Raw genomic sequence first — 25,256 nt, forward strand, 5'->3', positions numbered from 1 at the left:
ACTGTAGTGGTCTAATCATCCCGGACACCGTTTTAGGTGGTACAGTCGCCACCATGACTTGAGGTGTTCAATGACAAGATTACGTCGCTCATTTACTGCTGAATTCAAACTCGAAGCCGCATCCCTGGTGCTCGACCAGGGATACTCTGTCCCCGAAGCCAGCCGTTCACTGGATGTCGGTGAAACCATACTTCGCCGATGGGTTCAGCAGCTTCAATCTGAACGAACCGGCACCACCCCTATCGGCAAAGCGCTGACCCCGGAGCAGCAGAAAATCCAGGAGCTGGAAGCCCGCATCAACCGGCTCGAGCGCGAAAAGGACATTCTAAAAAAGGCTACGGCTCTCTTGATGACGGACGAGTTCACTCGTACGCGCTGATAGACCGATTAAGAGAGCAAGCCCCCATCACTCTGCTCTGCTGCGCTTTCGATGTTCCAACATCCTGTTTTTACGACTATCTGGCCCGCAAGCGGACGATTAACCGTGAGCGGATGCAGCAACGCAGCGAGTTGCGCCGTTTGTTCAAAGAAAGCCGGAACTCAGCGGGCAGCCGCGCCTTGATGTCGATGATGCGAGAGCTGGGGCATCAGATTGGCCGATTCAAAGTGCGCAGTCTGATGAAAGAAGCCGGTCTGGTATCCAAGCAACCGGGCGCTCATCGCTATCAGGTCGCCCGGTCTGAGCGACCGGATATTCCCAATCTGCTGGCCCGTGAATTTGATGTCCAGCAACCCAATCAGGTGTGGTGTGGCGATATCACCTATGTCTGGGCCGCGGGTCGTTGGTATTACCTGGCCGCAGTGCTCGACCTGCATACCCGGCGGGTCGTGGGCTGGGCGATGTCTGACAAGCCTGATGCAGAGCTGGCCATCAAAGCACTGGAGATGGCCTATCAGCAGCGGGGTTGCCCATCCGGTGTGCTGTTTCACTCCGACCAGGGCAGCCAATATGGCAGTCGGGCATTTCGGCAACGACTGTGGCGCTATCGCATGACCCAGAGCATGAGTCGGCGTGGCAACTGCTGGGATAACGCGCCGATGGAGCGGCTGTTCAGGAGCCTGAAGTCAGAGTGGCTCCCGACAACGGGATATATGAACCTGCGGGAGGCGAAGCGGGATATCAGCTATTACCTGATGGATTACTACAACTGGCGGCGTCCACATCAACACAATGACGGGATCGCGCCAGCAAAAGCCGAGGATCGGCCTAACCAAGTGTCCGGTTTTAGTTGACCACTACAGACAAGGGATCCAAAGTCGGCGAAGCACTCCTCTTCGCAGCTGGGATAGCTGCACTAGGAGGTATGGTTACTGGATTCAACATTTTATCTAAAGGGAAGAAGAATGAACGGGTTATCAACCCAGACCCAGAGAAGGTCGAGGAACTCAAACAACGGCTCAGGAAGGGTTTTGGAGAAAGTGTTTTAGTTACTATTGATGAGAAGTACACACAAGAAGAGAAAAAACAAGCACAACAGGATCTCAACAAAGAATGCAAATTAAGTAACGAAGACCTCATGGCTCAACTAGAGCAGTTGAAACGACAGATGGGAGATACCTAATGATGTCCAATTGTCACGGGTATTTACCCGTAAGGTGCACTATCTAACTCCTTCCTTCCAACATTTAACCAGTTTTGGCTTTTCAGCCGTCATACTAAGCCACCAGCACAAATCAACATTCACTAACTAAAACTTACCTCTTCACCCACGAGCAGCATTCCCAGCGCAGCGAGACACTTATGCAGGTCATCGGCAAGATCAACCAGAGGCGGTTGGGGAAGGTCTACTTCGCGGCCCGGGGCCGAGATACGCGGGAATGGATGATGAAACGGGAGCAACTCAGCCCGCGTTACACCACCTGTATCAGCGAGCTCCCCGAGGTTAAGGCATAGCCCTACTCAATGCTTTCAACTTTATGGCTCAAGTGGGACTATTTTTTCTTAAGGAAAGCGCATCCTGGCCGACATAAGAAGCAGCAAGACGAAGGCATCCTGGTGCAGGTTCTGTAGGAAAAGTGCCGGATAAGTCGGAACGCCTGACAAAAACAAAGAAAATTAAAAGGCTCGGGAGATAAAAATAAGCCATGTTTATCAACACTAATGGCTCATCGCTTAACGCACAGCGAAATCTTAGTAGCATTACTAAGTCGCTGGATACGTCATACACTCGTCTTGCCTCAGGACTACGTATCAATAGCGCAAAAGACGATGCCGCTGGCCTACAGATCGCCAACCGTCTGACCTCCCAAGTCAATGGCTTGGATCAGGGTATCCGTAATGCCAATGATGGCATTTCGGTAGCTCAGACCGCCGAAGGCGCGATGGAAGAGATTGGCAACATGTTGCAGCGCATGCGCACCTTGGCACAACAGTCTCTCAATGGCACCACCAGCATTAATGATCGTGGCGCCCTGCAGAAAGAGTTTGATGAATTGAAATCCGAGATTGCTCGAATAGCAGAGGACACCACCTTTGGCGGCCAGAAGTTGTTAAATGGAGGATATTCAGGAGCTTTTCAGGTAGGGGCCGATGCGGGCCAGACGATCAACTTTGATATAAACAATTCCTTTAATCTATACCAAATGGCATTTGTAACTACCGGGCATGCCACGATATCGTACAATGCCGCCGATGGTACTTATACGGTGAATCATCTAAATGGGCCTGGCGTCCCAGCCTACTTGAGCAGCATTCAGTCCAAACCTGCGTCACTCTTGGCAATGGCCAATCTGGATTATTATATCGAGGTGGTTGACAGCAAGCGCGCCGAACTTGGTGCTGTACAAAACCGTTTCGATTCGGTTATCCGCAACCAAGCAAACGTGTCGGAAAACGTAAACTCTGCTCGTTCCCGTATCAGAGACGCTGACTTCGCGGTGGAAACCGCAAATCTGACCAAGCAAAACATTTTGCAACAGGCTGCCTCGTCTATCCTGTCCCAGGCTAATAAGCGGCCCCAGTCTGCACTCTCCCTGCTACAGAGTTAATAGAAAGAAAAATCGGCAATAAAAGCCTACGCCTCCCCAAAATGCCCAGTTGTTCATGGAACCCGCTCACACCTCCAGCACGATTTGGTCGAGCGGGAACAATCCACGCACCCGCTCACTCTCGTTCAGGCTACTTCGAAAAAGACTCGATATCCGTTAGCAGTCCCACACCCCACACGCCTCAGCGAGCTCCCCGAGGTGAAGGCATAGCCTTGGAAAGGCGGGCCAGCTTTGAGCGCAGGACATTGAGTTTGAAAGATTGTGAACCTTGAGGCGGTTCGGGGTGGATCGCCAGGACCTTTACAAACACTCGCTTTGAGCTTCTCTTGCCCACCTCACGCTTACAGCTTCTCGACTCCGCCAGCGTGTCCACATAGCGGAGTGACCGGAGATAGACGACCGCCTCGCGAGCAACCTCAGCAGGGATGCCCAGCCATTCAGCCACCTCGTGAAAGTCAAAGAAATCGCCGTGGAGCAGCCCCCAACCGGCGATCTGAAGAGCGAAAGGTTTCAGCTTACTTTCTTCCATCATCCTCATCCATGAGCCAATGCAGATACAACTCATAGCATCACGGTGGGGGTTTGCTCAAGCAGCCCGCATCTCCCTCACCTGCCGTTCCATGAGCTTTGACAGGTCTGACGCCTGGTGGAGCACCTCATCAACAGCACACTCTACAGCCTGCCGCATCTCGTGCCCGAACCGGCGCGACACTAGCTCTACATGTGGCACAACCCGGCCAGTGCCGTGGCACTTGGGGCAATCGTCACCCTTGCGCGGGCGGCTCCCGGTACCATTGCAGTGCGGGCAACGCCCTGACCGAAGCATCTCGGCGACGCAATGGTCGTGGGCCAGGGACAAGATCCCATTACGCTCACCCAGCAGGCGCTGGTACTCATGGTCATTGCCAGCACGGTGAGCCCGCTTGGCCTTCTCCATCACCACGGCAGCCCGGCGGCGCTCCTTGTCATAGTGCGGGTGCGACGGCACCAACCGGTCCAACTGCTCTGGCAATGGGCGGCGCAGAAGGATAGCCATGGCCATACAGCCGACCTCGTCATCACCCAGGGTTGCGCAGAAGTGAGTCAGCAACCCCTGAATGGCTTGCTCATCCATAAGGTGATCAGCCATCAGATACTGGTACCCCTGGGGATTGCTCTTGGCTGCGACCTGCAGGGCACCAAGAAACTCATCGCGGCCCAGGCTGCTGGCATTACCGGAGGATGGCTCGTGGAGCGCTCCTTTCGGTGAAAACAGGCGCAGAACCATTTCCAATGCATTACTCATGTTCAGTCCTCCTCTGGATGGTTAGGCAGCACGAGCCTGCAGATGGCCGGCGGTAAGGAGCTTGTGGGTCAACCACTGCTGCCCTTTGCCGGTAATCGTTGGGGAGAAGGCAAGACGGGTCTCGCCGTTTATCTCATAGGGTTTTTCGATGACCTCGAAGTAGCCTTGGTCAAGATACTGCTGGTAAGGCAGGTTGTGGCGGTTGCCCCCCTTCATCAAGATCTGCATCTCACGCAGGATGGTGAAAATCTTCTTGGGGCCAATACCAGCAGCCTTGGCAAAGTTGCCGAGAAGAACTCCCTTATCAGCTCCGGCCACCCGATCGGCAAAATCGGCCTTTGGAGCCTGAATGGCGATTTGTTCTTGAGCTCTCTGTAGCTCCACGGTTTTGCGCTCAATAACGGACTGGGCCACCATCAGCGCCTTCGCCATGATCAGTTCAGGGGTGTCTTGCTCTTGGCCAACGATATAGCCTCCATTCTTTCGAATGCTGGGCAAAACCTCACCCACTACCCATTCTTCAAAACGTTCAGCGCTCTCGAGCTTAGAGCGCATGATCAGACGATACACATCGCGCTCTGGGATTGCGGATAGGTGTCTGACCTGCCCCGTCGTTTCGACGGGGCAGGTTTTTGCAGCCTTGCAGTGACGGCGAATGGCTTGGTCGGTATCTGTATAGCCAAGAGCGGAAGCCACATCCGCAGCAACGAACCAGGGCTCTCCCTGCTCATCGGTGACGATACGGATGCTATGGCCTTCAAAGGCTTTGCTAATCAAGTTGGTCATGGTCGGGTCCTTGGTTGGTTATTGGTCTGTTCAAATGCTTTCAGCAGCCAGGCGCGCAGCTGGCTGGTCTTGATGTGTTCCGGGGTAACTTCCAGCACGGTCCACCCGAGCAGGGTGGCCTCGTTCATCTTGGCTCGGTCCTCTACGAACCCCCTCCCCCTGGTGTGCCGGCCGCCGGAATGGATCCCACCGTGGACCTCAAGGGCGATCATGCGGGTGGGCCAGGCGAAGTCGAATCGCCATTTGCGCTTGGGGTGAAACAGCAGCTCAGTGACGGGATCAGGGAAGCCGGCCAGTTGGGCCAGCACCTTGTCGCGCAGAGTGGTGACTTGTTGAGCCTTACGCACTTGATTGGCTGCGCTCCTGACCTTGGGGCTGTTACCCAGCAGCCGGGTCGCATCCAGAGCGGTGAGGTGGATCATGCCGCCCTCCCGATGGTGTTCTTGCGCAGTTCAGCGACTTCCTGGGCCACCTGCTCCAGCAGGGTCTCCTCGCTGCCGTGCTCTTGCTGCCAGGAACGCGGGGCGGCGTGGAACCCTGTGGGGTAGCAGGCTCGATGATGCCTCGGGCAAAGTGGCAGCACCCGGGTGTGAGCGGCACGCTGCGCCATCCCAGCGCCAGAGCGCACATGGTGAATTTCACTAGGGCTCGGCCCCAGGCCTGCATTGCGACATGCAACACAGCCCAGGGAAGCGACGTCGGAGAGATGCTGCTTATCAGCCTTGGTCTTGCTCATGCAGCCCTCCCGTAGGCGGCCACCCAGTCGAAGCCGCGACGAGATTCATCCCCGAACTTCACGCCCTGCTGGGCACCGAAGGCCTGGGCCAGCTCGATGAGGTCGCGCATCTCGCGCACGGTCATCTTGGAGGTGGACTTGCCAAGCACCACGAAGCCGTTGCCGTCGATATTCGGCACAACGTCCTGCTGGTACAGGGCAGCGGAAAGAACGTGCTTCCAGTCCTCCTTGGCGAGCTTGCGGCCGTGCCAGACCACCTGCTCGGCGATGTCAGTGAGGCATGCCCAGAGCATTGAGTTCTGGGCCAGGCTCCGGGTCATCTCCTTGATCTCGATGACCAGCGGCTTGTCCTTGTCAACCGGCAGGCCAGCGACCAACTGGCATGCACGGGACCGGATTTCAGGGCTGCGGAGGAAATATTTGGGATAGGAGCTCATGCCGCATCAGTCCCTGTCAGTACAAGGGAAAGCTGTGCTCGCGCCTTGAGCTGGGCTTGTTCTAGACCCAGCGTTCGTTTCTCTATGCGTCGCTGGGCCAGCCCCTGTCCATGGAAAGAGCCTTTGGAGACAGATAGAGCCTCCCGCCTAGCAAAGTCGTGCAGGAGATGCTGCAGCTCCTGATTCTCCTGGAGTTGTTCCATCATCCAGTTGAACGCTCGGATGTAGAGCAGTTTGAACTGGGCAGCCTTTTTGCCAGTAAATCCCATGACCAAGAACACCATGCCGTCTTTCGAGATCAGGTACTCGGGTCTGGAATCGCCATTTTTATCAATGAAATCAGTCAGCTCATAATTGAGCGCCGTAAATTCCTCGTCACATTCGAGCAAGCGGATAGCTCGCAGTACGTTGCGATGCTCCTTCTCAAACAGCTCGGCGACTAGGCGGGAAGTGGTGAACACCTCACCATCCTGGGCACTCACCAGCTTCTTGAACAGCTCGACCTGCTCGGGGCTGTACTGAGGGGCGATAGGCTTGATTCTGTGGATACTGCCGCAGCCGCGTGGGCGTGCTGCAGATAGATCTCGGGTATGTGATTTGGTCATGGTATGGGTCCTTTGGTTACTCAAAGCCGGGTGGTCTAGGTCCGGCATTGGCAATGGTACCCACTGTTGAGAATTTCTGTCACGCACCAGAAACAACCGGCTTCGATATTTAATCCACAGCCTTGATCAACTAGCCTGACTACAAAGATTGGTTTTTACTGCTCCGGAAACCCGTGCTCATGTTTCTCAACAATACGTGCTATTTTGAGATAGTTTTCTATTGAAGCCTCCAATCGCTAGGCTTATCCTTTCCATGACTAGTAGCGCTCAGTTGAACGCAATAGAGGTATCGCTCTTCAAAAGGAGAAGAAGGTGGGGCTGTTAGGGATGACAAATTTTGACTTAGCACTATTACTGCTTTGCCCATTTGGCGGTGTGATAGGGAGTTTTGCATTTGCGATAATGGATTCAATTGATCCGACAAACTCGCCAAAGGATGAAAATAATGCGGACATTGCTTCAAAAAAACTCCAGGAGAAACGAGGTATTTGGCTGTCCTTGCGCTGTTTACTTGGGGCAATATTAGGGTTGGTTATATCTCTATATTTTCTTGGCTCGATCCAACAAAACATATCTACTGTTGCTAAAATTGTTGCGCTATCCATTATTGCTGGTTATGCAGCACCAAGAATTTGGGTTGTACAGGAAGCATTGATAGAGGAAAAAATAAAGCACCTTATAAGCAATGATAAAGGGTGAATGGATAACCAGATGTCATCAAACCAACATTTATAATTTAATGGATGTTAAGGCATGCGGCAAAAATACCGCATGCCAAGCATGGAAATGGGTGCTCATCAGGGAAATCAAATCCCATTTCAAGCACTCCAAACGCCCTATTCGATGCTGTACAGGGTGGAAATACAATTCATACCCTTTTCTTCACAATCAGCTAACCGATTGCCATCAGCATCCACCTTAATGACTGCTTCTCGAGTGATTCGATAAAAATCGAACTCAGTCTTTATCACCGATGAAAATGCCCCATCATAAAAAACGGTACATGAGGGTTCAGTATCATCAAACAATGCATCAGCAGTGCCACAGCCTTCAATCACCGTGCGACCATTATCATGAATGGTAACAATTTCCTCAGTCCCAGACCCACCGTCAAAATTAAATGCACGCTTACCAATAAATGGCAGGGTAGTATCAGACATCATGGGCTCAGTGGCACTCTGCTCATTATTTTGAATAGCAGAAGAACTGCTTGACGAAGAATCTGAAGAATCGGCGCTAATCTCTGAGTCAGTATCGGATGGTTGATTCAAGTATTGGTTGAATGCTTTATTAAAATCATCACCTTTCAAGCCTTTCATAGAATCCAATGTCACAGTCTCAGTTTGCTCACTTTCTTCTGGTAACTGTTCAAGCAAATACTCCACACTCGAACTACTTATAGCATTATCAGATGATAACAAGCTAAAAAGTGCTTTTTCCGCTTCTGAGTTTGGGAATAACTCCACACCTCTTCCATTTCGCGAAATCTCCAAAGAGGCAACATTAGTAACTTGCGACCAACTTCTCAAAAAATGCTTAGGGCTGACTATGAAAGAAAGTTTAAAATCAACATCATCATTTAATTTGGCTGTAATAGCAATAACCTTGAGGTAAGGTGGCACATTACTTACCTCTTCACCTTCAACATAATTCACATCAACATTAGAGAAATGCTTATTATCATCGAGAGCGTCAACAATTGATTTAGACGTGTCAACCCCCATACCTTCCAAAACTTTTTCAAACGCATCGTAATCACGCGTTATCATGCCGGTATAATGCATTAATTCCTTTGGCGTAAACTCTTGTATTGCATCCACCTCATCATTTGCAAAAAAATAAGTTGGCACATATACGATTAAGCCAAGTGCAGTCGCATAAAACCATAACCTGAACAAAAAACCCATATTTATCCCCTTTAAAACTCACTATTATATTTTTTCATTCATCGCAGTGAATGCAGCTCACATGGTTGGACTCTAGCGTAATTCACTACATCGAAGCGCCTAGAACTTCGACACAAGAAAAGCAGCATATAACTCTTACCAATCAGCAGCATACTGAAGACAGAACAATACCAGTTATCTCCACTCTGCGTACAGAGGGCACCACTTAAGTAACAGCATGAGGATTGCAACCAGCATAACCATTCGAGTTATCATGAGGCCCTCTATCCGTGGTCAGCAGTCTCGAGGGGAATACAGTGGCATTCTGGTGGGTAAACCATAAGCAAACGTACGGTGCAGAAGTTGGGGGCGGCTACATCTGGTCGCCCAAGACGAATCGCGACGGCAGGAAGAACCAGACCTACATCAACCTCACGCTGACCCGGCCGGGGGATGTTGTTATCTCCTACGCCGGCGGGCTTATCAAGGCCATTGGCCTGGTTGCTGCCCCTTGCAGCGAGAAATCCAAGCCCTCTGAATTCGGCAGTGCCGGCGATTCCTGGTCCGATACTGGCTGGGAGGTCCGCATCGACTGGGAGCTGCTGGAGAAGCCCATCCGCCCGAAGGACCACCTGGAGTTGATTGCTCCCCTCCTCCCCTTGAAGAACTCACCTTTGCAGCCCAACGGTAATGGGAATCAGAGCTGCTACCTTGCCGGCATCAGCAACGAGCTGGGCAACCTGCTGCTCTCACTGGCCAACCGCGTGAACCCCGACTTTGTCGATAACATCGAGCAGCACCAGGCCGAACTGGAAGGTGATGCCATCGAAGCGGACATCAAGGCCTCAACCCTGGAAGTCACAGAGAAGCTGCAGGTCATCAAGGCTCGCATTGGCCAGGGCCTCTTCCGCAGTAACCTCGAGGCGATTGAGCCTGCTTGCCGTGTCACCGGCGTTACCAACAAGGCCCTGCTCTTTGCCAGCCACATCAAGCCCTGGTCTAAATGTGACAACAATGCCGAGCGCCTGGATGGCAACAACGGCCTGCTGCTCTCCCCTCACATCGATAAGCTGTTCGACCGGGGCTGGATTACCTTCACTGACTCTGGCGACCTGCTGTGTGCCGAGCCCAGCATCGAGCAGGCGCTGCAGCAGTGGGGCGTTGAGCTGCCCCTGAACGTCCGCCCGTTCAACTCTAAGCAAGCTGCATACCTCGCCTATCACCGTGACGAGATTTTCAGGGCTGAGCCGGCTCTCTCTGCTTAGAGCTCCCCGCCCAGGAGCAGGGCTTCATCCCTGCTCCACTAACGTCCTCAGCAGCCCTCCCCTGTGAATCTGTGATCCCCTTTCAAATCCCCCTTCTTTTCACTCAACAACTGGCATCGTTTGAGATACGATTTCCGCACGGTACCCAAGCTCCATGCAAGGCCTACCTATGACAAGGAACTGTCATCTGATCACAGGTAAAAATCAGCATCTAGGGGCTGAAACCTAAGGGCGGTAGCTACTCCGATCTACTTATCTTCTCTAAGCCCCTCCCCTCGATAGAAGTGGAAAATCCTAAATGGCGACATTGAACGAAAAGCCAGTACGTTTATTGATGCACGATATGATCGTTTCCATGGGCCTGCAACCCGGAGTCCCTTTCCTCCGAGAGCAAGCAATCCAATGGTTCAAAGAACACTATCCGAACGTAAAGCAAGGCACCGTTGCAGCCCATCTAATCAGGCAATCTATAAACGTCCCTACTCGTTTGCAGTACAGCCCGAGAACTGACGGTACAGACGATCTATTCTTCAAAATCGACACCTCGAATTATCGCCTGTACGAACCTGGCAGAGACCCAACGCCTATAACCCTTCTCACCCCGGTTGTCGATGAATCCCCCGTGGACACACCGCTCGAGGGCTCCAGCGAGTTTGCCTACGAACATGACCTGAGGGACTACTTAGCCAAGAATCTGCACATCATTGAACCCTCACTAAAACTCTATATGGACGAAGGGATCACCGGCCTAGAGTTCCCTGTGGGCGGCCGCTTCATCGACTTGCTGGCTGTGGATGGTTCAGGCAACTATGTCGTGATAGAACTCAAGGTATCGAAGGGTTATGACCGTGTAGTCGGTCAGCTGCTGCGTTATGTCAGCTGGATCAAGAAGAACCATGCCGAACCGGGACAGACAGTGCGTGGGATAATCATTGCCAAGCAGATCAGTGAAGACCTCAAGCTTGCCTGTTCAGAGGTCCCCTCTGTATCACTCTATGAGTACGCGTTGTCAGTTGCCGTTACGAAGGTATCGTAATCGTTCCAAGAGTTTCAGGGCAGCCCCCTCGTGCGAGCTTTACGCTTCATACCCTGAGTGGGTACTTGTCTCCCACTCACTCTACCCCTGCAGCCCACACAAAATCTGTGATCCCCTCTCAAATCCCCCTTCTTTTCACTCAACAACCAGCACCGTTTGAGATACGATTTCCGCACGGTACCCAAGCTCCATGCAAGGCCTACCCATGACAAGGAACTGTTATCGGTTCACCGGTCAAACGCAGCAATGTAGGTGCGTGGGTATATGGTTAACCGAATTAGAGGTTTTATCTTCACATCAACAAAAACAAGAGAAATGTATGGCTATCAACCCAATAATAAGAGCTCAAATAAAGACCTTTAGGGAAATGAATCCGCATGAAGAAATGAATGATTCAGAGCTTTTTGAAGTAATGTCAATATTCTCAATAGAAAACGGTGTTCTCGGTGAAAATATTGACCCTTTTAAGGCTCACCTAAAAGGTGATGAATTTGGGATTGATGGTGTTGCTATATCCATTCAAGGCAAGCTCTGTACTGATGTTGATGAGGCTGCTGAAGTCCTTTCCATAGGAAAGAACCACTCCTCTGAATTTCATTTCTATCAATCAAAAACTTCAGACAATCTTGATTACGGTGAAATTTCAAAATTTCTTGATGCTGTATATGATTTTTTTACAGATCAAAAAATGATAAAAGGTGATCAGGTAGAAAGCCTGTTTGATGTAAAAGATGAAATATATAATGCTGCTGCCAAAACGAGTCCTGCACTGAAATGTTATTACTGCACCACTGGCACAGGTATTATTTCAGAACTGATTAATCAGCTTATTCATACCAATAGAATCCGTCTAAATGAGTTGAATATTTTTAGTAGCATACATATTGAGTGCGTTGGTGCTAAAGTTATACAAAATGGATTTCGCTCAGCAACAAACTCCACATCTGCAAGTATAAATTTCCAAAAAGCAATAACAATGCCTATTCACGAAAGTGTGGATGAGGCATATATTGGTTATGTACCAGCATCAGAGATTTTAAAAATTGCATTTGGTGAGCCAGATCTTTTTGGCAATAGACATATCAATCGGTCAATTTTTTATGATAACGTAAGAGATTTCAACCCAGACTCTGAGATTAATAAATCAATAATTGCAGAGTTGGAAGCAGGAGGCCATGAGTCTTTTGTGTTTAAAAACAATGGGATTACTGTTGTATCAAAAAGCATAGATAGAAAAGGGGATGTTTTTAATTTAGAAGATTACCAGATTGTCAATGGATGCCAAACAACAACTATTCTTTCACACATCAGCGCTAATGTGGATAAAATATCTGTCCCTCTTCGGTTAATAGGCTGCAGCAATACAGAGTTCATTTCCAGCATTATTATCGGAACAAATCGCCAAAATGAAGTTAGAGAAGACCAATTCTGGGCTCTATTACCATTCATGAAAGATTTGGAAGAATACTGTGCAGCTCAAAGTAGTGAAGATAGAATATTTATAGAGAGGCGAGACAACCAATATCGTGATGTTTCTGTTGAACGCACAAGAATTCTTCGCCCCTCTGACTTAATGAAGGTGGCTGCAGCCATGTTCTTCTTCCAACCACATAGAGCTGCAAGAGACCACAGAGGTATTAGAAAAGAGTTTAGAGATAGAATATTCTCTAAAAATCACAATGTTGAATTATATCACATTGCTGCCTTGGCATTATATAAGTTTGATTTTCTTTTGAGAACATCCAAGATCGAAAGGTCGCGTGGAATATTTAGATTTTACATATTATATGCACTAGTAAAAAAACATTGGAAGCTCCCAACTTTGCTTGAGGCGCCCCCAAAAAGTCAGAGAGCAGTGAAAGATAAAGTTTTTGTCATTTTAAATGATAATGAGAAGTTTATAGCGCATATTGAAGAGGTCGCCGTAAAGCTTGAGGATATTCTATTTAAAAATAGCATAAGTACGCGAGAGAAAATTCGAGATTTCATTAGAACTGAAACCATGGTTGAGGAGTTTAATAAAGGTTTACTAAAGAAAAGTGGTGGAAATCAACCTGCATAACGAACCATAATAAATACTGTATAAGGAGCCTTTATGACTCCTTTATTACTTGTACAGTTCCAGTTATCACCGGCCTCAGGCCGGTGCCTTTCCCCCCCCCTTAAACAGCGCCTTGAGGCCTGTCCCCCACAACCCTGTCTCCTGGTAGAACTCCGAGCTGTGCCGTGCCTCTACCCTGAGCTCTCAGATTACTTTCCCCGTCACAGTAACCCCCTGGCGAGCCTTCTCGGCCAACACCAGCTCCATCTCCCAAGCCACAGCATCGGCAGGTACTGCTCGTTCCTTCTGAAACACCCGCGCTTCGGCAATCACCTCGCATGCCCTAATCGATATACAGGGGCCTCCCTGGGCAACCGTGGTAGCTGGAGCAACCTTCACAATCACAGCCCTCACCTCCGCCGGCCGCGGTGCAAACTGCCGCTCGGCATCCTCCCCAAGCTGCAGCACAGCCTCGCGGATTTGCTGCGCATTGAATCCCTTGAGCACACTTCCCCAGGCAAGCGCCACGCCGCGGGCATTGCTGTCAAGCTGGTTTGCACTAGCTGGCCAAAGTCCTGCCATCAGCGGCAGCAGCTCCTCGGCTAGGAACACCGACATGCGGGCACTGACCTGCAGCGCGTCCCCTGGTGCGCTCATGGCCGTCGCCTCGTCAGAGCGGAGTGCTGTCGTCATAGACCCCCCTCCCCGACTCCCTGAGTGCCTTAGCGGCCTGCTGGGCCGCCTGTAGGTTCTCCAGTGGCTTGCGCTGCGCAGTGGTACGGAACGAACTGGCTGCCCGGCGTATCCAGTTACGCCAAGTCTTCTCCCAGTCCAGCTTGACGGCCTTGGCGCCGGGCAGCGCCTGCCAGTAATCCGCGAACGTGGCCGCCTCCAGCAGGATCCGCTCCCTGGGGAGCCCTGTCTCCTGGACAGCCCACCTCCCCCACTCGCCAGGGAGCACCCAGTCATTCGGCAAGCGTGTACCTCGTCGTGGCGTTTCGCTGCTAGGGCGTTTTTCCCCCTGGGGGACCAAAGGGGGATCTTGGATCTCTGCTGTAGTCTCTGTAGTAATCTCTGTAATAGATTGCTGGTTTCCAGCAGCAGTGTCCGCTGGTTTTCCACTAGCCTGTTTGCTGGATTTCCGCATACTAGGTTGCAAGAAATCAGTGGTGTTCAAGGCGGCTTCAAGTGCGGCCAAATCGATGCAAAAATATAGCTTCGCCGGTAACCCAATCCGCTTTTCTTTAAGAACCCCTAAATTGCGTAAAGCCTTGCGCGCACCTTCCTGCTCATAGCGGGTTAAACCGGTCTCTTCTTCCCAGTCAGCCTGTGTCTTGTAGAACCAGAAGCAACCATCTTCATGTGCTTTACAGCGCTTTGCCCAATAGATTGCCTGGGACAGAAACAGAGCTGCAGTGACTGAACCGGTGATGGTCACAAACGGGCGATGGAACGCAATTGGGCGGTCAAGAAAGTTGATGTTCATTCTTGTCCCTCAACTTTCTTCATTGTCTCAAAATAGAACTGCAGGTTTTGATTGACCCCCAGCAAGTCAAGGCATCCCGTAGCTTTCAGCAATTCGATCTGTGCAGCGTTAAAGCTGATCCCGTTGGTCGCTTGCTTGACTGCAAGGCGGATCCTGAAATCTTCGATAGACCATGTCCGTTTTGTGCGGTTACACCCTTCACAGGATGGCTTCAGATTAAAATATTCATTCGTGCCGCCACTCGACTTGGGTACCACATGCTCTACGTGAAATGTCTCTATCATGATCTGGTCGCCGCAATACGCACAGTTCCCTCCAAACATGGAGAAGATCTTGGCTCTTTTGGTTTTGCTGTAGACGTTGCTCATGCCTCCACCCCCTGCTTGAGCGGTGAGGAATGGCGCAATAGGTCGGCCCCATGGGCCATGGTTGATTTGGTCATTGAATGGGTCCTGGTTTGTAAAGCCCGGTGGTGAGTCGGGCCAAAGTAATTAGGCGCTAGGCTGGTTCTCGGCATGTTCAAGGGAGCGGGCCTCAAGCTCGCGGGCCAGGCGAACGGCCTGGCGGTCGGTACCGGCGGCGTGGGCAGTCGAAATCAGCGGCTCATCGAGGGCCAGGGCCAGCTCATGCATGACCGATTTCAGGATGATGTTGTCCCGAACGCTGACATGCAGGGATGTCGGACGCGGCGGACGGAGTTGCGTGGTCATGGATTACCTCCCGAGGACGAAGTTGATGAGTTTTTGCAGGGGACGCAGTGGGCGCTCCTCGTTGTAGGTGGCCTCGTCTTCCTGGCTGAACTGGAGCAGGCCACGTTCAGGTAGGCCAGAGCCATCCAGGATCTCCTCGACGGTTACGGGCGGGTATCCCTTCTCGACAAGGCTCAGATTGGCCCGTTTGACGGCTCTCGCCAGGATTTGCGGCTCATGTTGAGATATGGCCTTAAGCAGGATCAGCAGCGAGGTGCGGGCAAATGCGGTTTCTGTCATCTGCAGTTCGGCCCCTACCTCTTGCCACACTCGGCGCTGTGCCGGGTTGCCGCGCACGCGAAGTGGTGAAACAGAATCCATTTTTTCGTGATCAGACAGAGCTGGTCGTCCCATTGTGTTGGTCCTCTAGTGGTTTTGACTCAGGCCGGTGGTCAGGCGGCCTGTTGAGCGGAATGGTCTTGGTCCTTGTTCAGGGGGTAATCCTCGAAGCCCAGACGCAGCTCGCCGTTGCTTGCGATGACAAAGCTGACTGCATGCTGTGCCGGGATCACATCGCCCCACTTCACAGCGAGGCTGCGGGAAATGCCGATGGCTTTCATTGCACGGGCCATGTTGCCGAAATACTCAATCACTTCGCGTTTCTTCATTGGTCGGGTCCTTGGTATAGGTCATTGGCAATCGTTCACTATCGTAACCACTAACAATCCAACATTCAACAACCAATGAGAACACCATGCATCATAAAATTTGTTCATAATCGGTAACTTGCAGCGGGCGACATGAAACCTTCATTTAACGAACGAGTCAGAGCGAGAATGGAACAGCAAGGTCTTGGCGTCTCTGAGATAGCCAGGAGGGCTGGTATATCCAAATCCCTGGTATCGAACCTTCTGAGCAACCCTCTGAAAGACGTTCGGGTTTCCACTTTATTCGGTCTTGCAAAGGCTCTGTCAGTAGATCCTATTGAGCTGTACACCGGCCGCCCGTCTATTGAGGTGGTCAGCGACTTGGTGAATAGCGTTTATCGAATACCAGTGTTCACCATCGATGAGGTGCTGCAACACCCAACTGACTCACTACCTCTCGTAAGCTCAGACCGGATGCTTCTCACCGAGATGCCTGGTGCGCTTATTGGGGTTGAAGCGCCAAACGACCAGCTATCCAAGCAAGGTATCGTGCAAGGTGATGTTTGTGTGATCGATCTCGGGGTTAACGCGATAGAAGCCGATGCCGTGCTGCTAGTGCAATTAAGTCGAGCTAACCAAGCCAAGCTTCTTAGGGCTATACCAGCCATAGAGGGATGGGCCTTTGGTGTTGATGATGAACGCCTTCCAGTCATCTCCGCTAAAGATGTGATCATCCTTGGTAGGATGGTAGAGCGTAGAGGCTAATCCATCGCCCAGTGACCCGCTAATCCACGGCCAATGGCCGCCTGCGAACCCTGCTCAAGAAGCCCCGCCACTAGGCGGGGCTTTTTTTATTTGAAAAATTCACGATCGTGTATTGACCAATCGTTCCCGATCGATAACAATCATTTCCGTCAACTATCGAGAACGACCTGATGGTGACTCGAGAGACGCAATACAAAACAACCTTGAACCAGACCAGAGGACCAACCATGAAAATCAATGACCCTGTGCAGTACACCAACCCCCGGACCCGCGTCACCGTGCCGGCCGTGATCACCGACATCACTGACCTCGGCAAACGCCGCGGTGGTGGTCTGTTCTACACCGTCAAGACCGAGGCGGGTAAGGAACACCGGGCCCGGGCAGCCAGCCTGCAGGCAGCTGCTTAATCAGTCGCTCCCGCCGAGAGCGGGAGCACCCAACCGCATGAGCATTGGCTCAGTGCTCACCCGGTTGAGACGCATCATCGACAACCAGCAATCAGGACCCAGCCCCTTAACCAGGGCAGAAGTGAAGCGCCTGACCAGCGCGTAAGAACGACAAAGCCCGCACAAGGCGGGCTTCGAAGGACCGGGTACCACCCGGTCAGATACTGCCAGGGGACCAACCCCAGCAATAAGGACCCATCCAAGCCAAAGCTAGGAAGGGAGTTAACGAGGACCAACCCGTCAACAGGAGCAAATGTACCATGACCAAGCGCATTTTTTCCAGAGCCGCGCATCGCGCCGACCAGATGATTGCAGCCATCGCCGACCGACTGAACGGCAACGCCGCCCGTCGTCGGCTCATCAAGCAGCGCCTGCACTTGGCCATGATGGCCACCGAGCAGCACCACATCGTCGCCGCCCGTGCTGCCCAGAAGCGCATAGCTGGCATCAATAAGCACAGCGCCCTCCTCCACTGGCGGGCAGAGTTCCATCGCAACGCGGTCTGATTCAGCGACGGCCGGACTGCAATTTCGCAACAAAAGGAGCCAGGCGTGAATACCGCTCTGCATAGCCACCGAAATCATCAGGGTCATGGAAATACCAGGCGCCATCTTTCCAAACGACCTCCACATTTCCAGGCTTTTTAGGGTTCTTTACGACTTCACAATCATAGGGGGACGTTCCGGTGGCAAAGACAGAGCAAACAACACAATCGATCGAGCCAGGCATGACAGTGATCCAGTCACCAGGGCCAACTGAAGGACGTTCTTTCATCGTGTTTTACACTCCCAAACAGCGTGTATTCATGGGTCTGAATGCGGTTATACACAAAATCGAAGGCGCATCAGACCTAAATGAGATCAGGCCAACATTACTAAACCGTCTGGAAAAAATTGCATCTTGGGAAGGCGAGCTTTGCAACGTTGATCCCAAAGAAAATGAACTTGAACAGCAATACCCCATCCCAGGTGCTGCCTACACATAGGCCTCACTCACTGAATCCGGGTCTGGCGCTTCCCTCATAGCGCCGTAGCCAAAGCCTCTTTCTCAAGCACCGCAAGGATGCTTTGGCTTCGCTCACGCCAAATTCGGCTGAGCATGCTCTTTAACAACCTGGATTGGGCCGTCACCGCACGCAATCTGCTGGCCCGGCAGATCCCCGCTAACCCGTTCAATCCGGAATGTGGGGCAGGAAGGTGACAGGGTGCCGGCTTGCGAGCCGGTATCCGAAGGTGGCTCTGGTGTAGCCGTGGCCGCCTTCGGATAACCACCACAGGACCCAGACCATGAAAAAGCGTACCGACCAAAGCAACCTGACCATCCCCCCGCTCAATGATGCTTGCCGCAAGCGCCTGCGCCAGTTGCGTGAACACCTAGGCCTCAGCCGGCCGAAGTTCGCCGACATGTTGGGCATTCCACCCACCACGCTCAAAAACTACGAGCTGAACTACCGGGAAATCAGCGGCGGCACCCTGCTGTTGATAGCGCAGCACCCCGAGCTTTCCGCCCACTTCGCTTGGCTGATGACTGGCCAGAAAGCGGAGCCAGCAGCTGCGGCTTAAAGGGAGCCTTAGCAATGCACCTAGGCATCGAACACCGTTATTCCGAGCGAGGGCCTGAGCCTGAACAAGCAGTAACAAGCAACGCCCCAGAACCGGAGCTCGTTGGCCCACCCACTCCGCTTCACATCATCAACCTGCGTCAATTTCGCATCATCACCGAATCCAAGGCGCGCATGGACCACGCCAAAGCAATCGCTCTGGATAAGGCGCTGGCTGCCATGGACACACTATTTAACAAACGAGGACCAACCATGGAAAACTCCAACCAGAAAACCCTGATCGCCGAGGCCGTTGTCACCAAGTTCGAGCCGGCAGGCCCTGGCATTTACCCCGGAATCCCCGGCGATGCCTACCACGGTGGGCCTGGATTATCCAAGAGCGGCATAGATTGGGCTTTGGTGTCTGGCCAGCACTACCACTATTACCAGGTTGAAGGCAACGACCAGAAGCAAACTGCAGCCCTGCGTGAGGGCAAGATCCTGCATAAGATCGTGCTTGAGTTCGATGACTTCAACAGCGAGTTCATCGTTGAGCCTGAGTGGCCTGCTCATGCCCTGGCTGGAGCCGAACAGATGAAGGCCGTCATTCAGGAATACAACGAGAGCCTCGAGCAGAAACCTGCCATCGAGGAACTGGTCCAGGCTATCGAGGAACACAACAGCAAGCTGCCAAAGCCCATTGATGCAGGAAAAGGAGTGGGTGAGCACGAGGCGGCCTATGAGCTGCTGCCAGAAGCATTCCAGACCCTGGGCGAAGATGACAAGCGCACTGGCGCAGCGCTCAAAGCCTGTATCAAGGCTTACAACGACAGCCTGCCAAAACCCATCAAAACGTCTGGCGGTTATCAAGCAGTGCTCGAGAACTACGCCCTGCTGGGCATCCAGCAGGCGGAGCAGGCAGCACATATCAATGCCCTGCCTAGCCCACTCCCCTTGAATGGCACCAAGGCTGAAATGGCCGAGCGTATCCGAACTTTCAACCCTGATGCTGTGTTCCTCGATGAGCTCAAAGAGCAATTCATGCAAGAGGCCGGCGGACGCGAGGTGTTGACGGCCAACGAGTATCAGCACGCCCTCCGCTATCGAGAGGCCGTCTTGGCTCATCCCGAAGCTGCTGTGCTGCTGGATGAAGGAGTTGCAGAGTCCAGTCTCTACTGGCATCACTCCGAAACCAAAGCCCTACTCAAGTGCCGCCCAGACTGGATGCGTCCCGATCACGTTCTGGTTGACCTCAAGTTCGTGCGCAACGCCAGCCCCAGCGGGTTCGCCCGAGATGGTAGCTCCCACAACTATCACGTGCAGGATGCCCACTACTCCGATGGCTATGAAACCCTGACTGGCCACAAGCCCAGCTTCGTTTTCATCGCCGTTGAGAAAGATGGTCCCCTGGGCCGCGATGTGTTCAAGCCCATTCTGGTAGGCGTCTACTACTACGGTCAGGACGACCAGCGCCGTGCGCTGGAGTTGCGCAACATGGCAGTGCGTAACGTGGTCCGTTGGAGCCAAGACAACTACTGGCCGGGTCACGATGGCATGGGTGAGATTGTCGTCCCCTCGTTCCAGGCCAACGCCGAACGCAACACCCTCAATGAAGACGAGAGTGGTATCACGCTCACACAAGTCACTGACGTTGAGCGGCCGCTTGATGCCCTTCCTGACAACCTCTTCGGTAGCGAGGCAGCATGATGAATAACCAAGTAGCAACCCAAGAAGCCAACCCCGTGTTGGCCAATGAACGTGGGCAAGCCAACATGCTTAGCCTGATGATGAACGTCGATTTCATGGCTAGTATCGACAAAATGGCCTCAATGATGGCCAGCGGTAAGACAACCGTTCCCCAGCACCTGCGAGGTAACCAAGCTGACTGCTTCGCAATCTGCCTGCAGGCAATCCAATGGGGGATGAACCCCTTCCCCGTGGCGCAGAAGACCCACCTAGTCAATGGCACGCTCGGTTATGAAGCCCAGTTGGTCAACGCCGTGGTGGTCAACTCCGGTGCGATTAAGGGGCGCTTTGACTACGAGTTCTTTGGGCCATGGGAACGTGTGATCGGCAAATTCAAGGTGATCCGAAAAGAGAAAGATGGGAAGCCCGTCGAGTATCGAGTACCAGATTGGACCTTTGCTGATGAGTCCGGCTGCGGTGTCAAAGTCATTGCGCACCTTTCCAGCGGTCAAGCTCGTGAGGTGACCCTGTTGCTCCAGCAGGCTCGCACCCGAAACTCCACCCTTTGGGCTGATGACCCTAAGCAGCAGCTTGCCTATCTGGGAGTCAAGCGCTGGGCAAGGCTCTACACCCCAGACGTGATCCTGGGGGTTTACTCAGTCGATGAGTTGGAGGAGATCGATGTAACGCCTCCAAGTAACAACCCGCAAGATGGCTCCGACGCAAAAGCAGAGCTCGCACGGAAGGCTGCGGAACGGCGTGCCCAACAACAAGGTGGTCAGGTGATCGAAGGGGAGGCTCAAGTTGTCGCCGCGGGAAGTGATCCAGTTGTTGAGGCCGTCCTGAATGCTGATGAACACAGCGACCCGAAGGACTTCGAAGCAGAAGACCAGCTCGCCGAGATCCTGTTCAAAATGGATCACGCCCAGTCTGGTTCAGAAATGAAAACCCTGGTCAGCGAGGTCAGTGCGCTAGGACCCCGCCTCACAAATGAGCAGAAGAAGTCCGCATCAGCCATTTACCAGAAAAACGTTGATCGCCTTGGCCTCACGACCAGGAAAGCAGCGTAAACGACCAAATCAAGCCCCACCACCAACGGGGCTTTCAATTTCCGAGGACCAACCATGACCACGCTAAACCCCAGCGAGGCGACCAGTCTCGCCCTGAACACCCTCACCAGCCAGATCCGCAACATCCTGCTGATGCCGGATGGCCCGGCCAAGGCCGCCATTGGCAGCTTCGAAAGCCTGCTCACCGCCAACCTGACCATGATCAGCGAGGCCGCCAACGCCCACATCGACGAGTTCAACACCCTGATCGGCGAGCTGGAAGGCCGGGATGGCGAACTGCTCACCCAGGCGGCCCTGGTCAGCGACCTACGTCAGCAAGTAGCCGAAGCAGAGCAGCGCATCGCTGCCGCACGACAAGAAGGCGACGCTGAGTTGGAAGCCAAGGACGTAGAGCTCTACAAGCTGCAGCGCACCCTGAACGACGTCCAGACCAAATACAGCGCCATGCAGTACAGCTCCCGCCAACTCGAGCGCCAGCTGGCCGACCTCAACGCCATGGACCCGGCCGGCATGAAACGCCGCATCAAGGAGAAGAACGAGCTGCTGGAGGAGCAGCGCACCGCCATCGCCAAGCACAAGAGCAACGAGGCCGCCTACCGCGCTGAAGTGTTGAAGCTGGAGCGTCGCGTCCAGGAACTGCTGGGCGCCATCAACGAGCAGGATCGCGAGATGGAGCGCCGTCACACCGTCATCATGGAGCTGGAGAGCGCCCGTGCCGCCAAACTGGTCTGGCACAAGCACCTCGCCAACACCTACAAGGGTGAGGATGGCACGCTCTGGAACGTCTACCTGGTGGATCACGGCCTGAAATCCAACCTCCCCTACCTCATCAACGACCTCAATTGGAAGCTGCACGCCATGAAATCTGATGGCTCCGGATGCTCGGTCATGCTGAGCCAGTGGATGAATCCCATCTACCCGACGCCCTACGGTGCCGGGGCCCCGGACGACATGACCCGGGACATCTTCGCCTTCATGCAGGAGGCCCTGGAGCAGAGCCACCCCCACCTGCAGCCGCGCACCGAATGGGCCAAGACGGTCAGCATCCATGAATGCGGCCTGCCGCCGCGCACCATCAAGCCGCTGGAGGAGGCCGGGATCGACACCCTCTACAAGGTGATGAGCCACCAGGGGAACAAGCTGGACAAGGTGAAGGGTATCGGCGAGAAGCTGGTCGGCCAGATCGTCTACGCCTGCGAGCTCAAGGTGAAGCTGTGGGAGGAGCAGTTCGCAGCCAGTCAGCTGCCTGAACAGCACAAGGAGGCGGCATGAGCCTCTACCGCCACCGCGGCATGGTGCAAGACCGCAAGACGAAACCGCTACTCCAACAACGCCAGCGAAAACGCGACGAGATAGAGCGCCGCCAGCTGGCCAGCCAACTTGGCATCGACCCCAAGGAGGTGCGCTGATGGCGATCCTGATTGATAGCGGCACACCGGCCAGCGACAAGAACTTTTGGGCCACAACATGGGAGTGCTTCGCAGATGCCCAAGCACTCTATGGTCGGCGTTTCGAGTGCGATGTTGCCGCCGAACCACTCACTGCCAAGTGCAGCCGCTACTTCACCAGCCACCTGCTGCTTGATAAGTTGCTGGACTACCGCACCCGGGAAGATGTACGAGCCCAGATTCGTGAGGCCGAGCAGGCTGGCACGGTCTGTATCGGCATCGACAGCCTCAACCTTGACTGGCCAGAGCACTGGTGGTGTAACCCGCCGTTCGACCTGAAACCTGAGTTCATCACCCAGGCCCGCCAGCAGCAAGCCAATGGCAGGCCCGGGATGATGCTGCTGCCATACGAGCCGCTGACGACGTGGTGGCGCCGCTTGCTGGCCGAGGATGTGATCATCTACGAGCCGGATGGCCGTTATCAGTTCTACGAGCGCGATGGCGCGACCAGAAAGAGCGGAGCCAACTTCGGTTGCGCCCTGATTGCTTTCCCCACCATGAAGGTGGGTGCATCCCCTCGCATCCCCTTTGTGCGCGGCATTGGCTCTAAGCGCGCGGCCTGATACCCCCAGCCAATCCACCGCCCGCCACACAGAAACGGTGGATAAGTCGAGGACCCCCATGAAAGCCACGGAAAACCCCTACTGCGGCGCAGTAGTCATCGGGTTGGGCGTCGTCATGCCCGATCCCAAGCAGCCCGGCAAGTTCGTCCTGCCCGGCGGCATCACCTGCGACCGGCAAACCGCCGAGGCCGCAGCCAAGAAGATCCACGACCTGCAGGCCAAGAAAGCCCGCAACTAACCGACCAACAACAGGACCCAGACCATGTGGTTTAAAAACCTTCAAGTTTACCGCTTCACCCGCCCGTTCGAGTTGACCGCCGAACAGCTGGAAACCCAACTGGAGGCGTGCGCCTTCACCCCCTGCGGCAGCCAGGATATTTCCCGCTTCGGCTGGACCCGCCCACTCGGCAAATTCGGCAGCACCCTGACCCATGCCGCCGCCGGCCAGATCCTCATCTGCGCCCGTAAGGAGGACAAGATCCTGCCGCCATCCGTCGTCAAGGAAGCCCTGGCCGAGAAGATCGAGGCGATCGAGATGGAGCAGGGTCGCGCCCTCAAGAAGAAAGAGAAGGAGGCCTTGAAAGAGGAGCTGCTGCACTCCCTGCTGCCCCGTGCATTCAGCCGTACCGCCAACACCTTCGCCTGGATCAACCCGGCAGACGGCCTTCTGATGGTCGATGCCTCCTCCGCCAAGAAGGCAGACGATGTGCTGGCCCTGCTGCGCAAGTCCATCGGTAGTCTGCCGGTGGTGCCGGTGGCGCTCAAGAACCCTTCCGAGATCACCATGACCGAGTGGCTTCAGAAGGGCAGCCTGCCCGCCGCCTTCACGCTGGAGGATGAATCCGAACTGCGCAGCGCCATGGAGCACGGCGGGATCGCCCGCTTCAAGCAGCAGGATCTGATGACCGACGAGGTGAAAAACCACCTCGCCAACGACAAGCTGGTCACCAAGCTGGCCCTGAAATGGGGTGAGCGCCTTAGCTTTGTGCTGGGCGACGACCTCTCCATCAAGCGCCTCAAATTCAGCGAGGACATGCGCGAGCAGAACGACGACGTCACCAGCGAGGATCCCGCCGCCCGCCTGGATGCCGACTTCACCCTGGTGACCGCCGAACTCTCCCAGTTCATCCCCGCCCTCTTTGCCGCCTTGGGTGGCGAGGAGGCACCACTATGAAGCGATACGATCTTGAGCTGACCGCCACAGGGCCGGTCATGGAAGAACGCAAAGAGGGGGCATATGTCACATTTTCTGAAGTTGAGCAACTGCAGGCCAAGGTCTATGCACTGCTGGAAGAACGCAACAGCACCGGGATAGCAATCAACAACGCCATCAGATCCGGCATCTTGCCTGACAAGCACCCGCTGCGATCGAGGCTGGAGCTGCTGGCGAATCACCACAAGCGCGAGCAGGCCCTAGCTGATGGCATGGTGTCCATGGCCGATCGCTTCAAGCTGCTCACCGACCTGCTGCTCGAGGCCAGAACCAATGTTGATCAGGTCCGTCGCTGGAGTCGCTTTGACCATGACGAAGGCTGCGGGGCGGAAGCTGCATTACTGCTGGAGCGCATCGACACCCTGCTGGCTGGCCAGGTGAAAGGCCGCACCATCACCGAAGGCCATGAGTTCGAGCTCACTGCGGTGCTGCAGTCCATCGCCAACGGGTTCAGCGACGACCCGGCGCATGACGCAGCCGTACTGCTCAAGCGGATCGCTGGCGAAGTGCCGTGGACGGGTGACTCCTTCCAGATCCCGCCACGCCAAGGAGGTGAGCCGTGCGATTCCGCGAGCCTATCATCCAGCCCGGCCTGACCCGCACCGAAGCTGAAGAAACCCGTGCCAGATACCTCCGCA

General features: G+C 53.9%; 36 protein-coding genes. 21 read left to right on the forward strand and 15 right to left on the reverse strand.

The features are described from left to right. The first annotated feature begins 70 nt into the window (after positions 1 to 70). From AB5Y91_RS15660 to AB5Y91_RS15675, 4 genes are all read left to right on the forward strand, one after another. Positions 71 to 1,233, forward strand: a protein-coding gene (locus tag AB5Y91_RS15660) for an IS3 family transposase (RefSeq protein ID WP_158196725.1) whose coding sequence is annotated in 2 segments (ribosomal slippage) — positions 71 to 326 and positions 326 to 1,233 — 1,164 coding nt in all. Because the reading frame shifts where the segments join, the coding sequence is not laid out codon by codon here. Then, positions 1,230 to 1,562 (forward strand): hypothetical protein, encoded by a 333-nt coding sequence (locus AB5Y91_RS15665; RefSeq protein WP_368170215.1) that lies wholly within the window; start codon positions 1,230 to 1,232, stop codon positions 1,560 to 1,562. The genes AB5Y91_RS15660 and AB5Y91_RS15665 overlap by 4 nt, the downstream gene beginning before the upstream one ends. 179 nt (positions 1,563 to 1,741) lie before the next feature. Then, positions 1,742 to 1,894: a DUF4113 domain-containing protein gene (locus AB5Y91_RS15670; protein ID WP_368170216.1), complete on the forward strand. Its 153-nt coding sequence runs from the start codon at positions 1,742 to 1,744 to the stop codon at positions 1,892 to 1,894. 191 nt (positions 1,895 to 2,085) lie between these two features. Next, on the forward strand, positions 2,086 to 2,988 hold the full coding sequence (locus AB5Y91_RS15675) for a flagellin (protein ID WP_368170217.1): 903 nt from the start codon (positions 2,086 to 2,088) through the stop codon (positions 2,986 to 2,988). A gap of 181 nt (positions 2,989 to 3,169) precedes the next feature. Here the strand turns inward: AB5Y91_RS15675 and AB5Y91_RS15680 are convergent, their stop codons facing one another. The 7 genes from AB5Y91_RS15680 to AB5Y91_RS15710 are packed head-to-tail and all read right to left on the reverse strand — an operon-like array spanning position 3,170 to position 6,837. Further along, complete coding sequence (locus AB5Y91_RS15680; RefSeq protein ID WP_368170218.1) at positions 3,170 to 3,520, reverse strand: hypothetical protein; 351 nt, start codon at positions 3,518 to 3,520, stop codon at positions 3,170 to 3,172. Between the two features lie 54 nt (positions 3,521 to 3,574). Beyond that, the gene (locus tag AB5Y91_RS15685) at positions 3,575 to 4,273 is read right to left on the reverse strand and encodes a TIGR02642 family protein (protein ID WP_368170219.1); all 699 of its coding nucleotides are present in this window, start codon (positions 4,271 to 4,273) and stop codon (positions 3,575 to 3,577) included. Positions 4,274 to 4,294: 21 nt separating this feature from the next. Beyond that, on the reverse strand, positions 4,295 to 5,059 hold the full coding sequence (locus AB5Y91_RS15690; RefSeq protein ID WP_368170220.1) for a phage antirepressor KilAC domain-containing protein: 765 nt from the start codon (positions 5,057 to 5,059) through the stop codon (positions 4,295 to 4,297). After that, positions 5,056 to 5,481, reverse strand: coding sequence for a hypothetical protein (locus tag AB5Y91_RS15695; protein WP_368170221.1), 426 nt, complete (start codon positions 5,479 to 5,481; stop codon positions 5,056 to 5,058). The genes AB5Y91_RS15690 and AB5Y91_RS15695 overlap by 4 nt, the downstream gene beginning before the upstream one ends. Then, on the reverse strand, positions 5,478 to 5,795 hold the full coding sequence (locus tag AB5Y91_RS15700; RefSeq protein WP_368170222.1) for a Ref family recombination enhancement nuclease: 318 nt from the start codon (positions 5,793 to 5,795) through the stop codon (positions 5,478 to 5,480). Before AB5Y91_RS15700 ends, AB5Y91_RS15695 begins: the two co-directional genes overlap by 4 nt. Then, a complete protein-coding gene (locus tag AB5Y91_RS15705) occupies positions 5,792 to 6,232 on the reverse strand; it encodes a recombination protein NinB (protein WP_368170223.1) in 441 nt (146 codons plus the stop codon). The genes AB5Y91_RS15700 and AB5Y91_RS15705 overlap by 4 nt, the downstream gene beginning before the upstream one ends. Then, on the reverse strand, positions 6,229 to 6,837 hold the full coding sequence (locus AB5Y91_RS15710; RefSeq protein ID WP_368170224.1) for a Rha family transcriptional regulator: 609 nt from the start codon (positions 6,835 to 6,837) through the stop codon (positions 6,229 to 6,231). The genes AB5Y91_RS15705 and AB5Y91_RS15710 overlap by 4 nt, the downstream gene beginning before the upstream one ends. A 312-nt stretch (positions 6,838 to 7,149) precedes the next feature. Between AB5Y91_RS15710 and AB5Y91_RS15715 the strand changes: the two genes are divergently transcribed. Further along, positions 7,150 to 7,536 (forward strand): hypothetical protein, encoded by a 387-nt coding sequence (locus AB5Y91_RS15715; protein ID WP_368170225.1) that lies wholly within the window; start codon positions 7,150 to 7,152, stop codon positions 7,534 to 7,536. A 137-nt stretch (positions 7,537 to 7,673) separates the two neighbouring features. Here the strand turns inward: AB5Y91_RS15715 and AB5Y91_RS15720 are convergent, their stop codons facing one another. After that, the gene (locus AB5Y91_RS15720; RefSeq protein ID WP_368170226.1) at positions 7,674 to 8,744 is read right to left on the reverse strand and encodes a hypothetical protein; all 1,071 of its coding nucleotides are present in this window, start codon (positions 8,742 to 8,744) and stop codon (positions 7,674 to 7,676) included. 296 nt (positions 8,745 to 9,040) lie between these two features. Here AB5Y91_RS15720 and AB5Y91_RS15725 point away from each other — a divergent pair, with 296 nt between their 5' ends. The 3 genes from AB5Y91_RS15725 (at position 9,041) to AB5Y91_RS15735 (ending at position 13,086) form a co-directional block, all read left to right on the forward strand. Next, complete coding sequence (locus AB5Y91_RS15725) at positions 9,041 to 9,988, forward strand: HNH endonuclease (RefSeq protein WP_368170227.1); 948 nt, start codon at positions 9,041 to 9,043, stop codon at positions 9,986 to 9,988. 298 nt (positions 9,989 to 10,286) lie between these two features. Further along, complete coding sequence (locus AB5Y91_RS15730; protein ID WP_216987021.1) at positions 10,287 to 11,024, forward strand: endonuclease NucS domain-containing protein; 738 nt, start codon at positions 10,287 to 10,289, stop codon at positions 11,022 to 11,024. A 319-nt stretch (positions 11,025 to 11,343) separates the two neighbouring features. Then, positions 11,344 to 13,086: an AIPR family protein gene (locus AB5Y91_RS15735; RefSeq protein WP_368170228.1), complete on the forward strand. Its 1,743-nt coding sequence runs from the start codon at positions 11,344 to 11,346 to the stop codon at positions 13,084 to 13,086. Between the two features lie 183 nt (positions 13,087 to 13,269). On the opposite strand, the gene AB5Y91_RS15740 is transcribed toward AB5Y91_RS15735, so the two are convergent. The 6 genes from AB5Y91_RS15740 to AB5Y91_RS15765 all read right to left on the reverse strand — a co-directional run bounded on the left by AB5Y91_RS15740 (position 13,270) and on the right by AB5Y91_RS15765 (position 15,908). Further along, entirely contained in the window at positions 13,270 to 13,758 is a 489-nt protein-coding gene (locus AB5Y91_RS15740; RefSeq protein WP_368170229.1) for a hypothetical protein, read from the reverse strand. Further along, positions 13,736 to 14,551: a helix-turn-helix domain-containing protein gene (locus tag AB5Y91_RS15745; protein ID WP_368170230.1), complete on the reverse strand. Its 816-nt coding sequence runs from the start codon at positions 14,549 to 14,551 to the stop codon at positions 13,736 to 13,738. Before AB5Y91_RS15745 ends, AB5Y91_RS15740 begins: the two co-directional genes overlap by 23 nt. Beyond that, a complete protein-coding gene (locus AB5Y91_RS15750; RefSeq protein WP_368170231.1) occupies positions 14,548 to 14,919 on the reverse strand; it encodes an HNH endonuclease in 372 nt (123 codons plus the stop codon). The genes AB5Y91_RS15745 and AB5Y91_RS15750 overlap by 4 nt, the downstream gene beginning before the upstream one ends. Positions 14,920 to 15,042: 123 nt before the next feature. Next, positions 15,043 to 15,261 carry a hypothetical protein gene (locus tag AB5Y91_RS15755; RefSeq protein ID WP_368170232.1) on the reverse strand — a complete coding sequence of 73 codons (219 nt, stop codon included), beginning with the start codon at positions 15,259 to 15,261 and terminating at the stop codon, positions 15,043 to 15,045. Between the two features lie 3 nt (positions 15,262 to 15,264). Beyond that, complete coding sequence (locus AB5Y91_RS15760) at positions 15,265 to 15,654, reverse strand: hypothetical protein (protein ID WP_368170233.1); 390 nt, start codon at positions 15,652 to 15,654, stop codon at positions 15,265 to 15,267. Positions 15,655 to 15,692: 38 nt separating this feature from the next. Next, positions 15,693 to 15,908, reverse strand: coding sequence for a Cro/CI family transcriptional regulator (locus tag AB5Y91_RS15765; RefSeq protein ID WP_289982623.1), 216 nt, complete (start codon positions 15,906 to 15,908; stop codon positions 15,693 to 15,695). Positions 15,909 to 16,076: 168 nt separating this feature from the next. Between AB5Y91_RS15765 and AB5Y91_RS15770 the strand changes: the two genes are divergently transcribed. The 3 genes from AB5Y91_RS15770 to AB5Y91_RS15780 all read left to right on the forward strand — a co-directional run bounded on the left by AB5Y91_RS15770 (position 16,077) and on the right by AB5Y91_RS15780 (position 17,604). Further along, positions 16,077 to 16,652: a helix-turn-helix transcriptional regulator gene (locus tag AB5Y91_RS15770; protein ID WP_289982625.1), complete on the forward strand. Its 576-nt coding sequence runs from the start codon at positions 16,077 to 16,079 to the stop codon at positions 16,650 to 16,652. A 227-nt stretch (positions 16,653 to 16,879) separates the two neighbouring features. Beyond that, entirely contained in the window at positions 16,880 to 17,059 is a 180-nt protein-coding gene (locus tag AB5Y91_RS15775) for a hypothetical protein (RefSeq protein ID WP_135319755.1), read from the forward strand. 299 nt (positions 17,060 to 17,358) lie between these two features. Then, positions 17,359 to 17,604 carry a hypothetical protein gene (locus AB5Y91_RS15780; RefSeq protein WP_368170234.1) on the forward strand — a complete coding sequence of 82 codons (246 nt, stop codon included), beginning with the start codon at positions 17,359 to 17,361 and terminating at the stop codon, positions 17,602 to 17,604. A 1-nt stretch (position 17,605) separates the two neighbouring features. Here AB5Y91_RS15780 and AB5Y91_RS15785 read toward each other — a convergent pair whose 3' ends face one another. Further along, complete coding sequence (locus tag AB5Y91_RS15785) at positions 17,606 to 17,827, reverse strand: hypothetical protein (protein ID WP_368170235.1); 222 nt, start codon at positions 17,825 to 17,827, stop codon at positions 17,606 to 17,608. On the opposite strand from AB5Y91_RS15785, the gene AB5Y91_RS15790 reads away from it, so the two are divergent. The 10 genes from AB5Y91_RS15790 to AB5Y91_RS15835 all read left to right on the forward strand — a co-directional run bounded on the left by AB5Y91_RS15790 (position 17,826) and on the right by AB5Y91_RS15835 (position 25,214). Next, positions 17,826 to 18,083 (forward strand): hypothetical protein, encoded by a 258-nt coding sequence (locus AB5Y91_RS15790; RefSeq protein WP_368170236.1) that lies wholly within the window; start codon positions 17,826 to 17,828, stop codon positions 18,081 to 18,083. The genes AB5Y91_RS15785 and AB5Y91_RS15790 overlap by 2 nt on opposite strands. 301 nt (positions 18,084 to 18,384) lie before the next feature. Continuing rightward, positions 18,385 to 18,660: a DNA-binding transcriptional regulator gene (locus tag AB5Y91_RS15795; RefSeq protein WP_033129966.1), complete on the forward strand. Its 276-nt coding sequence runs from the start codon at positions 18,385 to 18,387 to the stop codon at positions 18,658 to 18,660. Positions 18,661 to 18,674: 14 nt separating this feature from the next. Beyond that, entirely contained in the window at positions 18,675 to 20,345 is a 1,671-nt protein-coding gene (locus tag AB5Y91_RS15800) for a PD-(D/E)XK nuclease-like domain-containing protein (protein WP_368170237.1), read from the forward strand. After that, complete coding sequence (locus AB5Y91_RS15805) at positions 20,342 to 21,394, forward strand: RecT family recombinase (RefSeq protein WP_368170238.1); 1,053 nt, start codon at positions 20,342 to 20,344, stop codon at positions 21,392 to 21,394. Before AB5Y91_RS15800 ends, AB5Y91_RS15805 begins: the two co-directional genes overlap by 4 nt. Positions 21,395 to 21,448: 54 nt before the next feature. Then, positions 21,449 to 22,666 carry a hypothetical protein gene (locus AB5Y91_RS15810; protein ID WP_368170239.1) on the forward strand — a complete coding sequence of 406 codons (1,218 nt, stop codon included), beginning with the start codon at positions 21,449 to 21,451 and terminating at the stop codon, positions 22,664 to 22,666. Further along, positions 22,663 to 22,803 carry a hypothetical protein gene (locus tag AB5Y91_RS15815; RefSeq protein ID WP_162901894.1) on the forward strand — a complete coding sequence of 47 codons (141 nt, stop codon included), beginning with the start codon at positions 22,663 to 22,665 and terminating at the stop codon, positions 22,801 to 22,803. Before AB5Y91_RS15810 ends, AB5Y91_RS15815 begins: the two co-directional genes overlap by 4 nt. After that, the gene (locus AB5Y91_RS15820; RefSeq protein WP_118880980.1) at positions 22,803 to 23,405 is read left to right on the forward strand and encodes a DNA N-6-adenine-methyltransferase; all 603 of its coding nucleotides are present in this window, start codon (positions 22,803 to 22,805) and stop codon (positions 23,403 to 23,405) included. The genes AB5Y91_RS15815 and AB5Y91_RS15820 overlap by 1 nt, the downstream gene beginning before the upstream one ends. Before the next feature lie 58 nt (positions 23,406 to 23,463). Continuing rightward, positions 23,464 to 23,643 (forward strand): hypothetical protein, encoded by a 180-nt coding sequence (locus AB5Y91_RS15825; RefSeq protein WP_077096157.1) that lies wholly within the window; start codon positions 23,464 to 23,466, stop codon positions 23,641 to 23,643. A 24-nt stretch (positions 23,644 to 23,667) separates the two neighbouring features. Then, positions 23,668 to 24,579 carry a recombination-associated protein RdgC gene (gene rdgC / locus AB5Y91_RS15830; RefSeq protein WP_368170240.1) on the forward strand — a complete coding sequence of 304 codons (912 nt, stop codon included), beginning with the start codon at positions 23,668 to 23,670 and terminating at the stop codon, positions 24,577 to 24,579. After that, entirely contained in the window at positions 24,576 to 25,214 is a 639-nt protein-coding gene (locus tag AB5Y91_RS15835; RefSeq protein WP_368170241.1) for a hypothetical protein, read from the forward strand. The genes rdgC and AB5Y91_RS15835 overlap by 4 nt, the downstream gene beginning before the upstream one ends. Positions 25,215 to 25,256 lie beyond the last annotated feature (42 nt).

Origin of the sequence: Aeromonas sp. R4-3 (assembly GCF_040908275.1) — a bacterium.
GTDB classification, from domain to species: Bacteria; Pseudomonadota; Gammaproteobacteria; order Enterobacterales; family Aeromonadaceae; genus Aeromonas; species Aeromonas rivipollensis.

Bases quoted from the DNA above. Each gene is read 5' to 3' on its own strand.
- AB5Y91_RS15755 (WP_368170232.1), bottom strand. From the start codon at position 15,261: ATGACCACGCAACTCCGTCCGCCGCGTCCGACATCCCTGCATGTCAGC.
- AB5Y91_RS15735 (WP_368170228.1), top strand. From the start codon at position 11,344: ATGGCTATCAACCCAATAATAAGAGCTCAAATAAAGACCTTTAGGGAA.
- AB5Y91_RS15745 (WP_368170230.1), bottom strand. From the start codon at position 14,551: ATGAACATCAACTTTCTTGACCGCCCAATTGCGTTCCATCGCCCGTTT.
- AB5Y91_RS15765 (WP_289982623.1), bottom strand. From the start codon at position 15,908: ATGAAGAAACGCGAAGTGATTGAGTATTTCGGCAACATGGCCCGTGCA.
- AB5Y91_RS15700 (WP_368170222.1), bottom strand. From the start codon at position 5,795: ATGAGCAAGACCAAGGCTGATAAGCAGCATCTCTCCGACGTCGCTTCC.
- AB5Y91_RS15705 (WP_368170223.1), bottom strand. From the start codon at position 6,232: ATGAGCTCCTATCCCAAATATTTCCTCCGCAGCCCTGAAATCCGGTCC.
- AB5Y91_RS15820 (WP_118880980.1), top strand. From the start codon at position 22,803: ATGGCGATCCTGATTGATAGCGGCACACCGGCCAGCGACAAGAACTTT.
- AB5Y91_RS15690 (WP_368170220.1), bottom strand. From the start codon at position 5,059: ATGACCAACTTGATTAGCAAAGCCTTTGAAGGCCATAGCATCCGTATC.
- AB5Y91_RS15770 (WP_289982625.1), top strand. From the start codon at position 16,077: ATGGAACAGCAAGGTCTTGGCGTCTCTGAGATAGCCAGGAGGGCTGGT.
- AB5Y91_RS15670 (WP_368170216.1), top strand. From the start codon at position 1,742: ATGCAGGTCATCGGCAAGATCAACCAGAGGCGGTTGGGGAAGGTCTAC.
- AB5Y91_RS15780 (WP_368170234.1), top strand. From the start codon at position 17,359: ATGACCAAGCGCATTTTTTCCAGAGCCGCGCATCGCGCCGACCAGATG.
- AB5Y91_RS15790 (WP_368170236.1), top strand. From the start codon at position 17,826: ATGACAGTGATCCAGTCACCAGGGCCAACTGAAGGACGTTCTTTCATC.
- AB5Y91_RS15740 (WP_368170229.1), bottom strand. From the start codon at position 13,758: ATGACGACAGCACTCCGCTCTGACGAGGCGACGGCCATGAGCGCACCA.
- AB5Y91_RS15695 (WP_368170221.1), bottom strand. From the start codon at position 5,481: ATGATCCACCTCACCGCTCTGGATGCGACCCGGCTGCTGGGTAACAGC.
- AB5Y91_RS15730 (WP_216987021.1), top strand. From the start codon at position 10,287: ATGGCGACATTGAACGAAAAGCCAGTACGTTTATTGATGCACGATATG.
- AB5Y91_RS15815 (WP_162901894.1), top strand. From the start codon at position 22,663: ATGAGCCTCTACCGCCACCGCGGCATGGTGCAAGACCGCAAGACGAAA.
- AB5Y91_RS15785 (WP_368170235.1), bottom strand. From the start codon at position 17,827: ATGCCTGGCTCGATCGATTGTGTTGTTTGCTCTGTCTTTGCCACCGGA.
- AB5Y91_RS15710 (WP_368170224.1), bottom strand. From the start codon at position 6,837: ATGACCAAATCACATACCCGAGATCTATCTGCAGCACGCCCACGCGGC.
- AB5Y91_RS15760 (WP_368170233.1), bottom strand. From the start codon at position 15,654: ATGGGACGACCAGCTCTGTCTGATCACGAAAAAATGGATTCTGTTTCA.
- AB5Y91_RS15720 (WP_368170226.1), bottom strand. From the start codon at position 8,744: ATGGGTTTTTTGTTCAGGTTATGGTTTTATGCGACTGCACTTGGCTTA.
- AB5Y91_RS15825 (WP_077096157.1), top strand. From the start codon at position 23,464: ATGAAAGCCACGGAAAACCCCTACTGCGGCGCAGTAGTCATCGGGTTG.
- AB5Y91_RS15800 (WP_368170237.1), top strand. From the start codon at position 18,675: ATGCACCTAGGCATCGAACACCGTTATTCCGAGCGAGGGCCTGAGCCT.
- AB5Y91_RS15835 (WP_368170241.1), top strand. From the start codon at position 24,576: ATGAAGCGATACGATCTTGAGCTGACCGCCACAGGGCCGGTCATGGAA.
- AB5Y91_RS15750 (WP_368170231.1), bottom strand. From the start codon at position 14,919: ATGAGCAACGTCTACAGCAAAACCAAAAGAGCCAAGATCTTCTCCATG.
- AB5Y91_RS15795 (WP_033129966.1), top strand. From the start codon at position 18,385: ATGAAAAAGCGTACCGACCAAAGCAACCTGACCATCCCCCCGCTCAAT.
- AB5Y91_RS15680 (WP_368170218.1), bottom strand. From the start codon at position 3,520: ATGATGGAAGAAAGTAAGCTGAAACCTTTCGCTCTTCAGATCGCCGGT.
- AB5Y91_RS15685 (WP_368170219.1), bottom strand. From the start codon at position 4,273: ATGAGTAATGCATTGGAAATGGTTCTGCGCCTGTTTTCACCGAAAGGA.
- rdgC (WP_368170240.1), top strand. From the start codon at position 23,668: ATGTGGTTTAAAAACCTTCAAGTTTACCGCTTCACCCGCCCGTTCGAG.
- AB5Y91_RS15775 (WP_135319755.1), top strand. From the start codon at position 16,880: ATGAAAATCAATGACCCTGTGCAGTACACCAACCCCCGGACCCGCGTC.
- AB5Y91_RS15805 (WP_368170238.1), top strand. From the start codon at position 20,342: ATGATGAATAACCAAGTAGCAACCCAAGAAGCCAACCCCGTGTTGGCC.
- AB5Y91_RS15675 (WP_368170217.1), top strand. From the start codon at position 2,086: ATGTTTATCAACACTAATGGCTCATCGCTTAACGCACAGCGAAATCTT.
- AB5Y91_RS15810 (WP_368170239.1), top strand. From the start codon at position 21,449: ATGACCACGCTAAACCCCAGCGAGGCGACCAGTCTCGCCCTGAACACC.